At 45.4% G+C, this 12376-nt stretch carries 10 protein-coding genes; 4 read left to right on the forward strand and 6 right to left on the reverse strand.

Annotated features, from left to right (window positions below; all coding sequences use genetic code 11):
• The first annotated feature begins 4 nt into the window (after positions 1-4).
• Positions 5-2662: an aconitate hydratase AcnA gene (gene acnA, locus PHILAsVB114_RS02785; RefSeq protein WP_095697881.1), complete on the forward strand. Its 2658-nt coding sequence runs from the start codon at positions 5-7 to the stop codon at positions 2660-2662.
• A 36-nt stretch (positions 2663-2698) separates the two neighbouring features.
• A complete protein-coding gene (dxs, locus tag PHILAsVB114_RS02790; RefSeq protein WP_095697882.1) occupies positions 2699-4618 on the forward strand; it encodes a 1-deoxy-D-xylulose-5-phosphate synthase in 1920 nt (639 codons plus the stop codon).
• Here the strand turns inward: dxs and PHILAsVB114_RS02795 are convergent.
• The 5 genes from PHILAsVB114_RS02795 to PHILAsVB114_RS02815 all read right to left on the reverse strand — a co-directional run bounded on the left by PHILAsVB114_RS02795 (position 4560) and on the right by PHILAsVB114_RS02815 (position 10699).
• Entirely contained in the window at positions 4560-6674 is a 2115-nt protein-coding gene (locus tag PHILAsVB114_RS02795; RefSeq protein ID WP_095697883.1) for a 3-hydroxyacyl-CoA dehydrogenase NAD-binding domain-containing protein, read from the reverse strand. The two genes, dxs and PHILAsVB114_RS02795, sit on opposite strands and share 59 nt — an antisense overlap.
• Positions 6674-7864: a thiolase family protein gene (locus PHILAsVB114_RS02800; RefSeq protein ID WP_095697884.1), complete on the reverse strand. Its 1191-nt coding sequence runs from the start codon at positions 7862-7864 to the stop codon at positions 6674-6676. The genes PHILAsVB114_RS02795 and PHILAsVB114_RS02800 overlap by 1 nt, the downstream gene beginning before the upstream one ends.
• Positions 7865-7935: 71 nt before the next feature.
• Complete coding sequence (gene efeU, locus PHILAsVB114_RS02805; protein WP_095697885.1) at positions 7936-8760, reverse strand: iron uptake transporter permease EfeU; 825 nt, start codon at positions 8758-8760, stop codon at positions 7936-7938.
• A 52-nt stretch (positions 8761-8812) separates the two neighbouring features.
• Positions 8813-10117 (reverse strand): HRDC domain-containing protein, encoded by a 1305-nt coding sequence (locus PHILAsVB114_RS02810; RefSeq protein WP_095697886.1) that lies wholly within the window; start codon positions 10115-10117, stop codon positions 8813-8815.
• A 3-nt stretch (positions 10118-10120) separates the two neighbouring features.
• Positions 10121-10699 (reverse strand): DUF3000 domain-containing protein, encoded by a 579-nt coding sequence (locus PHILAsVB114_RS02815; RefSeq protein WP_095697887.1) that lies wholly within the window; start codon positions 10697-10699, stop codon positions 10121-10123.
• A 60-nt stretch (positions 10700-10759) separates the two neighbouring features.
• Between PHILAsVB114_RS02815 and PHILAsVB114_RS02820 the strand changes: the two genes are divergently transcribed.
• Positions 10760-11611 (forward strand): EamA family transporter, encoded by an 852-nt coding sequence (locus PHILAsVB114_RS02820; RefSeq protein WP_095697888.1) that lies wholly within the window; start codon positions 10760-10762, stop codon positions 11609-11611.
• Here the strand turns inward: PHILAsVB114_RS02820 and PHILAsVB114_RS02825 are convergent.
• Positions 11595-12089 (reverse strand): dihydrofolate reductase family protein, encoded by a 495-nt coding sequence (locus PHILAsVB114_RS02825; RefSeq protein ID WP_095697889.1) that lies wholly within the window; start codon positions 12087-12089, stop codon positions 11595-11597. The genes PHILAsVB114_RS02820 and PHILAsVB114_RS02825 overlap by 17 nt on opposite strands.
• Before the next feature lie 62 nt (positions 12090-12151).
• Here PHILAsVB114_RS02825 and PHILAsVB114_RS02830 point away from each other — a divergent pair, with 62 nt between their 5' ends.
• Positions 12152-12346 (forward strand): hypothetical protein, encoded by a 195-nt coding sequence (locus PHILAsVB114_RS02830; protein WP_095697890.1) that lies wholly within the window; start codon positions 12152-12154, stop codon positions 12344-12346.
• Positions 12347-12376: the final 30 nt, after the last annotated feature.

Raw genomic sequence — 12376 nt, forward strand, 5'->3', positions numbered from 1 at the left:
GCCCGTGAGTTCAAATTCCTTTGATGCCAAGAGCACATTAAATGTCTCTGGAAAAAATTACGAAATATTTGATATTTCTAAAATCGACGGTGCTAGCTCACTCCCGTTTAGTTTGAAAATACTTCTTGAAAATCTATTGCGAACCGAAGATGGCGCCAATATTACGGCTGGTCATATCAAAGCATTAGCTCAGTGGGACCCAGCGAGTGAACCTGACACCGAAATTCAATTCACTCCAGCTCGCGTTGTTATGCAAGATTTCACCGGCGTGCCTTGCATCGTAGATCTTGCCACAATGCGTGAAGCAATTGTGTCACTAGGCGGGGATGCATCCAAAGTTAACCCTCTTGCACCGGCCGAATTAGTTATTGATCACTCCGTCATTGCAGATGTCTTTGGAACCAAAGATGCTTTTGAGAAAAATACAGATATTGAATACGAACGAAATCGCGAACGCTACAGATTTTTGCGTTGGGGACAGGGCGCATTTGATGAGTTCAAAGTTGTGCCACCTGGAACTGGAATTGTTCACCAAGTAAATATTGAATACCTTGCTCGTGTTGTCATGACCAGAAACGTCAATGGAGTCTTGCGCGCTTATCCAGATACAGTTGTTGGAACTGATTCACACACAACAATGGTCAATGGACTCGGAGTTCTTGGCTGGGGAGTCGGTGGCATCGAAGCTGAAGCGGCGCTGCTTGGTCAGCCTGTATCAATGCTTATTCCGCGCGTCGTTGGTTTCAAACTCAGCGGAGCATTGCCGCTTGGAACAACAGCAACAGATTTGGCTCTGACAATTACCGAAATACTTCGCAAGCATGGAGTTGTAGGAAAATTTGTTGAGTTCTATGGACCGGGAGTTGTTTCGGTTCCAATGGCGAATCGCACAACTATTGGAAACATGAGCCCTGAATACGGATCAACGTGTGCAATTTTTCCAATTGATGAAGAAACCTTGCGTTACCTCACACTGACAGGTCGTTCCGCCGAGCAAGTAGAACTCGTTGAAAGATATGCAAAACTTCAGGGACTGTGGCACAACCCAGAAGTTTCTCCTCGCTTCTCAGAAAATATCGAACTTGATCTATCAATGGTGGTTCCATCAATTGCAGGCCCAAAACGTCCTCAGGATCGAATCTCACTGATCGACTCCAAGAGTGCATTTGAAAATATATTGCCTACATACTTTGGGGATAAAACCAATAAGAACCCAATCGATATTAAGGTTAAAGAAAAAAGCACCACAATTAAAAATGGTGATGTGGTCATTGCATCGATTACATCGTGCACAAATACTTCAAATCCTTCAGTGATGATTGGCGCGGCTTTACTTGCCAAAAAGGCTGTGGAAAAGGGACTCTCATCTAAGCCTTGGGTAAAGACAACTTTGGCGCCGGGATCAAAGGTTGTAACTGATTATTACGACCGTGCTGGTCTAACTCCTTATATGGAAAAACTTGGATTTAATCTTGTTGGCTATGGCTGCGTAACATGTATTGGTAATTCCGGACCGCTCCCAATTGAAATTAGCAAAGCTGTCAATGATCATGATTTAGCTGTCAGTGCAGTTCTTTCAGGAAATAGAAACTTTGAAGGGCGCATCAGCCCTGATGTAAAGATGAATTATCTTGCTTCTCCACCACTGGTTGTGGCGTATGCATTGGCTGGAACAATGGATCACGATTTTATTAAGGATTCTTTGGGTAATGACACAGATGGTGAGCCTGTTTATTTGGCTGACATTTGGCCATCTCCAGAAGAGATTCAAAGCGTGATTGATTCTTCTATATCTTCAGAAATGTTTAGTAAAGATTACGCAAGTGTTTTTGAAGGTGACCATCGTTGGAAGTCACTCGATACTCCAACAGGAAACATCTTTGAGTGGGATCCAAAGTCAACCTATGTGCGAAAGCCACCTTATTTTGATTCAATGCCACCACAACCAACTCCAGTAACAAATATTTCAGGCGCTCGTGTCTTGGCCATTCTGGGGGATTCAGTTACTACTGATCACATTTCACCAGCAGGAAATATCAGGGGCGATTCACCGGCAGGAAAATACCTTGAAGCAAATGGGGTTGATCGTAAAGACTTCAACTCTTACGGATCTCGTCGCGGAAATCATGAAGTAATGATTCGTGGAACTTTTGCAAACATTCGCCTGAAAAACTTATTACTAGATGGTGTTGAAGGTGGCTTCACTCGTAACTTCCTAAAAAATGGCGAGCAATCAACCATTTATGATGCGTCGATTGATTATCAGAATGCAGGCACGGCATTAGTAATTCTTGCTGGTAAAGAATATGGATCAGGATCCTCCCGAGATTGGGCCGCAAAGGGCACAGCACTACTTGGTGTTCGAGCAGTAATTGCCGAAAGTTTTGAACGAATCCATCGCTCCAATCTCATCGGTATGGGTGTTCTGCCATTGCAATTTATAGATGGCCAAAATGCGGCATCACTTGGTTTACGCGGTGATGAAGTATTTGAATTAACTGGGATTACCGAACTTAATTCTGGGATCACTCCTAAGGAAATTACCGTTAAGGCAGGCGATAAAACATTTAGCGCGCGCCTTCGAATTGATACGCCGGGAGAGGCTGATTACTACCGCCACGGTGGAATTATGCAGTACGTATTACGTTCACTTCTTGCATAGTGTGCTAATTCCGGCCTGGCGTTCTAGAATGACGATGTGATCTCTGATATCAATTCGCCTAAGGATTTAGAGCGTCTAAATCACGCTGAGTTAGAGGCCCTTGCCGCGGAGATCCGTTCTTTTTTGATTGAAAAAGTTACTAAAACTGGTGGTCACCTTGGCCCAAATTTGGGTGTTGTTGAATTAACGATTGCAATTCATAGAATTTTCGAATCTCCCAAAGATGTGATTCTTTTCGACACTGGCCACCAAAGTTATGTGCACAAAATTCTTACCGGCCGCAGTGAAGGTTTTGATTTACTTCGCCAACGAGGTGGCTTAGCTGGATACCCAAATAGATCCGAAAGTGTTCACGACGTTATTGAAAATTCCCATGCATCAACAGCTCTTTCGTGGGGCGATGGAATTTCTCGCGGATTTAGCCTCAGCGATCAAGCCGATCGCTCTGTTGTAGTCGTGGTCGGCGATGGCGCACTCACAGGCGGAATGTCATGGGAGGCTTTAAACAACATTGCTGCATCGAAAACTCAAAAACTAGTAATTGTTGTCAATGATAACGAGCGTTCATATTCACCAACTATCGGCGGATTAGCGACATACCTTTCTACATTGCGCGCTACTCGCGGATATGAAAAATTCTTAGACTGGGGCAAAGAAGTTCTTGCTCGCACACCCGTTGTTGGTGGGCCGATTTATGACACATTGCATGGAATGAAAAAGGGAATAAAAGACATAGTTGCGCCACAAGGAATGTTTGAAGATTTAGGCTTGAAATATTTAGGACCTTTTGATGGCCATGACATTGAAGCAATGGAGAAGGCTTTAATTAAAGCCAAGGAGTTTGGTGGACCAATCTTGGTCCACGCAATCACTGAAAAGGGTCGCGGCTATGCACCGGCGATTGAAGATGAGGCAGAGAAGTTTCATGCAGTTGGAATCGTTGATGCTGAAACCGGATTACCTGTAAAGAAGAGTTCGGCCTCTTGGACAAGTATTTTCTCTAATGAATTAGTTGAAATTGGTCGAGAGCGAAAAGATATCGTTGCAATAACTGCTGCAATGCTTGGTCCAACTGGATTAGACAAGTTTCAAAAAGAGTTTCCAGAGCGCACAATTGATGTTGGAATCGCCGAACAGCACGCTGTGACAAGTGCTGCAGGATTAGCCTTTGCAGGAATGCATCCTGTTGTTGCTGTCTACGCCACTTTTCTAAACCGAGCATTTGATCAAATGCTCCTAGATGTTGCACTGCATAAGGCTGGCGTTACTTTCGTACTAGATCGCGCCGGTGTAACTGGAGATGATGGTCCCTCACATAATGGAATTTGGGACTTGGCACTTACTGGGATTGTTCCAACATTGCGCGTTGCCGCTCCTCGAGATGGCGCGCGAGTAAAAGAGACACTTCGCGAAGCCGTAGAAGTAAGTGATGCACCGACTCTTCTTCGTTTTCCTAAGGGCGCAGTTGTTGCCGATATTCCGGCCTTTGAACGTCGCGACGGAATTGATGTTTTATACCGTGGGGAGAGTGCAGATGTGCTTCTCATCAGTATCGGTGCGATGGCAAATATCTCAGTGGAGGCAGCTTCACAGGCTTATCGCGAAGGTGTTGGCGTAACAGTTATTGATCCACGATGGGTAAAGCCATTGCCGCAATCGCTAGTAACAATGGCGCAGCGCTATAAGAGTGTTGTTGTGCTTGAAGATGGAATTAAACATGGTGGCATTGCCAGCACGGTTTCAGAAATGTTTAGAGATGCGAATTTGCAAGTTCCGATTCATTCCATCGGAGTCCCACTCGAATTTTTGGAACACTCTAAGCGCGATCAAGTTTTACAAGACCTCGGAATTACTGCGCAAAATATTACGCGTTCAATCGTGGAGTGGAGCAGTTCCCTTAAGGAAGGGATGCAATTCCCGGCTGATGAAAACGTTTCGCGCACACAGCTTCGCTAATTCCTTCACGATCTAAGTACGGCAATATTCCACCTAGATGCATAGGCCAACCAGCGCCGAGTAACATGCATAAATCAATCTCTGCAGGAGTTGCTACGACACCTTCATCGAGCATCATGCGTGCCTCCTCTGCAAGTGCTGTCAGTGCACGGGAGCGAACTTCTTCGGCAGTTGATGCTTTGTTGCCAGCGACAATAAGTGCAACTGCTTCTGGATTTGCAACAAAGGCGCCCTTGTCATCTTTAATATAGAACGTACGAATACCGCCCTTGACCATTGCTTGCATAGTTGGTGAAATTTTGTAACGTGGTCCGAGGTTTTTATTGAGGGTCTCTGAAACATGTAGAGCAACACCTGGACCAACAAGACCAAGTAATTCAAATGGAGACATAGGAAAACCAATTGATCGCATGGCATTATCGGCAATTTCTGGGGGAGTGCCTTCATCCATTGCATCTGTGATTTCGCCCATGAAACGAGTAAGCAAACGATTGACCACAAAACCTGGAGCATCTTTAGTGATAACCATCGTCTTCTTTAACTCTTTACCAACAGTAACCGCTGTTGCAGTAGTTGCATCATCAGTGTGTTCTGTGCGCGCAACTTCTAGCAGCGGCATGATTGCCACTGGATTAAAGAAGTGAAAGCCAACTACTCGTTCAGGATTCTTAAGTCCCTGACTCATGGCTTGCACAGAAAGCGATGAAGTATTAGTTGCTAGAACACACTCAGGTGAAACTATATTTTCTAGTTTCTTAAATAACTCTTGCTTGAGTGAGAGTTCTTCAAAGATAGCCTCAATCACAAAATCGCATCCTGCAAATACGCTTTGATCAGCAGAGCCAGAGACAAGTGCTGAAAGGCGATCGGCACTCTCTTTCGACATGCGTCGTTTCTCAACGAGTTTTGCTAACTCTGCGTGGACCCAGGCAACTCCTTTGTCTGCACGCGCTTGATCAATATCTGTCATCACAACAGGACATTTAAGATTTCGAACAAATAAGAGTGCAAGTTGTGAAGCCATTAATCCGGCCCCAACAACGCCTACCTTTGTCACTTTGCGACCAAGAGCAGGCTTAGGTGCACCCTCTACTTTTTTACGCTTCTTTTGAATCAAGTTAAATGCATATAAAGAGGCGCGCAGTGGATCTGCCATGGTCAAATCTGCAAGTGCTTGATCTTCGGCATCAAATCCGCTTGAACGTGTCGCAGTTTTTGACTCTGCGATAAGTTTTAGTGCGCGAGTAGGGGCTGCAATTTCTGCACCTCCATATTTTTTAAGAGCCGCAGCCCGGCCAGTCGCCAATGCGCTATCCCATGCCGGATCATTACTGAAATCTTTTCGTTCAATTTTTGTGGCGCCACTTAAGACAGAAGCAGCAAAGGCCACAGATTTTTCGAGGAAGTCTGCTGGTTCATAGACCGCGTCAACAACACCTAATGTCAGAGCATCCTTTGCTTTCATCATTGTGTTGTTATTTAGAGCATTGAGCATGATGACTTGAACAGCTTTTTCAGGACCGATGAGTTGAGGAAGAAGTGTTGCACCACCCCAACCAGGAACTAGTCCAAGGAAAACCTCTGGCAAACCGGTAAAGGCCGTGGAGGAGAGAGTTCTGTAATTGCAGTGAAGACCAACTTCTAATCCACCACCGAGTGCTAAACCATTGATAAATGAAAATGTTGGGATTTCAATTTCGCCGAGTCGACGAAAGACATCGTGACCTAATTTTCCGATTGCTAGTGATTGCTCACGCTTGCTCAGAAATGCAAGTGCAGATAGATCCGCTCCTGCGGCAAATATAAATGGCTTGCCAGTAATTGCTATGGCAGCAGGCGCCGTTGCTATAGCTGCACTTATTGAAGCGTTGAGAGCTGCAAGAGACTTTGCACCAAATGTGTTTGGGCGCGTGTGATCTAAACCGTTATCTAAAGTAATAAGTGCCAATGTGCCTTTAAATCCAAATGGAGTTAAATCAATGGGGCGAAGGAGTGCCTGAGTAATAACTTCTTCTGGAGCACCCTCTGGAAGTGTGAGATCTGTAGATGTGCTCATTACTTTGCACCCTTCGTAAAGTGTGGGTTTTCCCAAATAATTGTTCCGCCCATACCAAGGCCAATGCACATAGTTGTTATGCCATAACGCACCTCAGGATGCTCTTCAAAACCACGCGCTAAATTAAGTGCAAGACGAACACCAGAGGATGCAAGTGGATGGCCAACGGCAATTGCGCCACCAACTGGATTTACTCGAGGATCATCATCTGCAATTCCAAAGTGATCAAGGAAAGCTAGAACCTGAACTGCGAATGCTTCATTAATTTCAAAGAGGCCGATATCGGCAATTGTTAAGCCGGCTTTTTTAAGTGCTTTCTCAGTTGCAGGAACTGGTCCGTAACCCATTACTTCTGGTTCTACGCCAGCGAATGCAAAAGTTACCAAGCGGGCTTTAATAGAAAGTCCTTTTTCTTTTGCAAAATCTTCACTAGCCAAGAGTGAAACCGTCGCGCCATCATTTAAACCCGCAGCATTTCCGGCAGTAACTCGACCAGCTGGGCGAAATGGTGTTTTAAGCGCTGCAAGTGCTTCCATAGTTGTGCCCGGGCGTGGTGGTTCATCAACTGTTGCAATTGACCAACCGAGCTCAGGATTTCGTGTGGCAGTGGGAATCAAATCTTTTTGTATTTTCCCTGCCGCGTATGCTTTCGCAGTTTTTTCTTGAGAACCAAGTGCATATCTATCTGCACGCTCTTTAGTAATTGCAGGGAAGCGATCGTGTAAACGCTCTGCAGTATTTCCCATAGCAAGTGCATCTTGTTCAACAATTTTTTCTGCAAGATAACGTGGATTTGGATCCATACCTTCACCCATTGGGTGATTTCCCATATGTTCCACACCGCCTGCGATGCCGACGTCGTAGGCTCCCATTGCAATTGATCCAGCAATAGTTGTCATTGCAGTAAGCGCACCAGCGCACCAGCGATCAATTGAATAACCAGGAACCGAATTTGGTAATCCAGCTAGAAGAGTTGCGCTTCGACCAATGTTCATTCCTTGATCGCCACTTTGAGTTGCAGCAGCAATTGCAACATCATCAATATCTGTTGGAGCAATCTTTGGATTGCGCTCTAGTAGCCCTCGCATCGCACGAACGATCAAATCATCAGCGCGTGTGCCGGCGTACAAACTGCCAGCTTTTCCAAATGGAGTACGTACGGCATCGACTAAAACCACTGAACGTGACATCTAAGACTTCTTTCTATGGCTCCTGTATGAGGTGCTCATAGGTTACTCGTCAGTAGCCAAAAGTAAAAGAACTACGCTGAAATTAGTTCTTTCTTTGAGACTCGAGCGGGCTTGAGATAGAGCCACAAAATGACTGCGATGTAGGCACCGGCTACAAGGAATTGCAACCATGACGTGGTGGTATCAAATCCAATGGAGCCTGCAAGAACGGTGGCCAGAATTGAATCTTTTGCCATCCAACTTGTGACATCCCAAATAAATGACTCAGCCCCAGGAAGCCAGCCCAACTCTTGATACTCGTGAATGCCATAGGAGAGAACTCCTGCTGCAACAACTACCAATGCGGTTCCAGTGATCTGGAAAAATTTGCTCAAATTGATTTTGACCGAACGGTTATAAATTAAATAACCGAGTGCAACTGCTAAGGCAAGGCCAAGAATTAATCCGATAGTGGCAGATGATGCAGCCCCAACGGTTTTAAAGTTTGTATAGATAAATAACGCTGTTTCTAGGCCTTCGCGAACAACGGCTACAAAGGCAGTAACGGCAATAGCTAATGATCCGGCTCCAACGGCTGAATCAACTTTTCCGTGAAGTTCATCGCGCAAACCACGTGCTGCTCGCTTCATCCAAAAAATCATCCATGTAACGAAACCAACTGCTAAGAAAGAAGTTGTGCCAGCAAAGAACTCTTCACCGCGAGGGCTTAGTTCTGCAGATGTGAATGAGAGAAAACCACCGAGTGCCAAACTTGCAGCAATTGCTAGGCCCACGCCAACCCACAGTGGAGTAAGCAAGTGATTGCGACCAGTTTTTACAAGGTAGGCAACAAGGATTCCAATGATGAGGGCGGCTTCTAGCCCCTCACGTAGCGCGATAAGAAATGTACTTAACATGGCAATAATCTAGAACGATGTGGCGATTTACGCAACTCAAACGTTGCGTAAATCAATCTACGGCTGGCTCAGATTCCGGCGTCTCGGGCAGGGGGATTTCCCTTGGTTCGCGCTCAAGAAGGGCTGTGGCAACGGGGGCGGCCACGATTTCGATCTGCCAGGCCCTGGCACCCAGTGTTGCCATGGCTTGTGCAACCGCGGCCGCATCAAGGGCGGCAGTACTTGCAGCAGGGGGCGCCCAACATATGCGCCGGATAACTTCAGGGGAGATTAGGTTCTCAGCAGGAATTGATAAGTCGTGGGCCAGAGTTTCAACTGCAAATCGTGCATGGGTAAGGGGTGCGTATTTTTCTGGAAATCTTTCTCGCCACAACTTAATTGGGGGCAAGGTGTCGGCTCCGGATTTCATCGGCGGCCACTGATCTTCTGGAGTATTTACCGCAGATTCGATGGCAGCAATCCACGTAGACATATTTTCTGACCACCGCGCTCGCATTCCTATAGGGCGTAGTGTTTTTTCAACATCTTTTTTTGTCATGGGTTTGTGAATTGCTAATTCAATAATTCCGGCATCGTTGAGAAGTTTCCCACTAGAAACATCATTAGCCTGTGCGATTTCATTTCGGGCAATCCATAAGTTTTTGATTACTGCGAGCTGGTCGCGTTTTTTAATCTTATGCATGCCTGAAGTCCGTCGCCATGGATCAATGCGAGGGGGAGCAGGTGGTGCTAATAAAATTGATGCGAATTCTTCTTCAGCCCATTTCCACTTCTTTGCATCACTGAGTAATTCATACATTTTGTTTCGAAGTGGAATCAATAATTCAACATCTAAAGCTGCGTAATTGAGCCAGTCATGGGGCAAAGGACGGGTAGACCAATCAACTGCAGAGTGCTCTTTTGCTAGGGAAACGCCCATCAAGGATTCAAGAAGTGGGCCTAAACCAACTCGGGGCAATCCTGCTATTCGCCCACCTAGTTCAGTATCAAATAACTTTGAAGGATTTATTCCTACTTCTCGTAAGCATGGAAGATCTTGGGTGCTGGCGTGCAAAATGACTTCATCAGTATTGAAAAGTTCATTGAGTTGAGTAAAAAGTGCATGGCCCGGACCAAAAGGAATTGGATCTATTAGATGTAATCCGCCACCCTCTCTTTTGATTTGAATCAGATATGCACGTGAGCTGTATTTATATCCAGATGCTCGTTCGGCATCGACTGCAAATGGCCCACTTCCATTTTTTAAAGCATCCAAGAGTTGAAGAAATTTTTCCTCAGTATCGACAACGGGCGGGACGCCTTCTGCTGGCGTCAGTAAAGGCAGAGCCTCAGGAGTTTGTGGCGTTGTTTCGCTCATTCGTTATTTTCGCTTGGCAGAAGTAATTGCAGATACACCCTCTGGAACTGGTGGCAATCCTGAAACTTCGGCAATTAAATTGCACCAACCTTCAATATGTTTAATCAAATCTCGTGGGTCTTCAACGATGGGACTCCATGAAGCACGAATTTCCATTTCAGACTCATCATGACGTGGAGATAGTTTTCCAAATGATGCACTTGAAACACGTGTCACTGTTCCACTGGGGGCGTTAAATTCACAGCCAGTGTTTGTGATGGATTCAAGAAACCAACTCCAACCCACTTCAGGCAAAAGTGGATCTTCTTGCATCACTGGATCAACATCTGCACGAACAAATGTCACGCAGCGAAACTCACCCTCCCAGGTGTCTTGTCCGCCAGGTTCGTGTAAGAGTACAAATCGTCCACTCGCTAGTTCATCTTCGGCATCGCCTAATAACCCATTACTAACATCGGCTGAAAATGCAAAAGAGTAGGCGGCTAATTTTTGTGGAGCAGGTACTTCCTCAAGAATGATTTCTGGTCGTGGAGTAATTAATCGTAAATGATCGATTAACTTATCAAAGGCAAATGAATCCACTGGCTAACTCTAAATCGCATCTTCCCAATAGCGTGGGAGGCGGGGCTGTAGCATGCGTTAATGGGTTCATTGCTAGCACTCTTATCCAGCGCTCTTTGGGGCACGGCAGATTTCTTTGGCGGAAAATTAAGTAAGAAGTACGCACCAATTCTTGTTTTGGGTATGACTCAGGCAATTGGTTTGTTATTCGGAATTACATTGGTGTTATTAAGCGGTGAACTATTTGGTTCCAATCCTCCGAATGCATTTGGAGATGGTGGATATTTCTTTGCGGGTGCTATTGCCGGCGTAACGGGTTACATCGGTTTGATTTGCTTGTATGCCGGCTTATCTACAGGTCGCATGGGAGTTGTCTCACCTATTAGCGCACTTAGCGCAGTCATACCTTTAACTGTGGCACTTGTTACCGGTGAAGTACTAACAACAGCGCAAGGAATTGGCGTCGTCATAGCCATGGTTGGAGCATTTTGTGCAAGTGGTCCCGAGCTATCGCAAGGACTATCTCCGAAGCCAATTTTCTTGGCACTTGGCGCGGCCGCAGGTTTTGGTACAGCAATGACTTTTATGGCAATTGGATCCGAGTCAAGTGCGTTGATGACAATGGTCATGATGAGGGCAACAACATTTATCGTAACAATTTTCTTAGTTATTAGATATAGAACAGTTGGAAACTTTGAAAAATCTGAGATTCCAGTTCTATTGTTTATCGGCGTATCAGATTTCTTAGCAAATCTTTTACTTGGCGTAGCCACTAATTTCGGACTAGTTTCACTAGTAATGGTTCTTGGTTCAATTTATCCAATTGTTACAGCGCTACTGGCCTTTATAATATTAAAAGAGCGGTTACATCGAGTTCAATACGTGGGAATTGTCTTTGCAGTTGCCGGAGTAGCACTTATTTCTGCTTCTTAAAGTGCGCCGTGTAAAAAATAGTTCCGTCCACTTTTTTCTCATCTAAAGAGTCTGCTCGCGCAAGATATTTGGCAAAATCAAAAACATCAGATCCACCGGTGGCCGGTGTAAGACTGAGTTCAAGTGAATCAATTACATTCTTATCGAGTAGATAAGAAATGAATGAGGCGCCACCTTCAATAAGAATATTTTCTCCAAACTCTTTTGCAGCCCTGATTACCCCATCGCACGGATCGATATTCCACACATGAGCGGCAGGTAGGTTTGGATGACTTTGGCGTGAAATGACTACCAAAGGCACCGGAGTCTTTACATATGGTTCGTTGCGGGCCGTATTTCCGCCGATGATGATGCAATCAACCATCCGGCGGCGTTGAAGAAAATTCTGCCTATCGGCTGGCGATGTCACCTGAGTGGAGGTGCCATTAAGTGAAGTGCAGCCATCGGCGCCCATAACAATCGTTGCTGTGACGCTCATGACCGAGAACCCCCTGAACCAGTGCGCTAATGATGTCAGTGCCTATCTCTATCGTAAGGCTCATGATCATTGACTGCGATAAATGTTTAAAGAAAGATATCGAATGCGCTAATTGCGTTGTCTCTTTTTTTATTGGCGTGCCAGAAAAAACAGATATTTCTGCGCAGGTGCACAACGCAATAACTCTGTTGGCCTCACGCGAGATGACAAAAGGGCTCAAGTTTGAACCCGCAGATTTTGGCGACCAAACGGGATAACACCCCGAAAAATCTGACTTTCTTACTGAT

The organism is Candidatus Planktophila limnetica (assembly GCF_002288365.1).
Lineage (GTDB): Bacteria > Actinomycetota > Actinomycetes > Nanopelagicales > Nanopelagicaceae > Planktophila > Planktophila limnetica.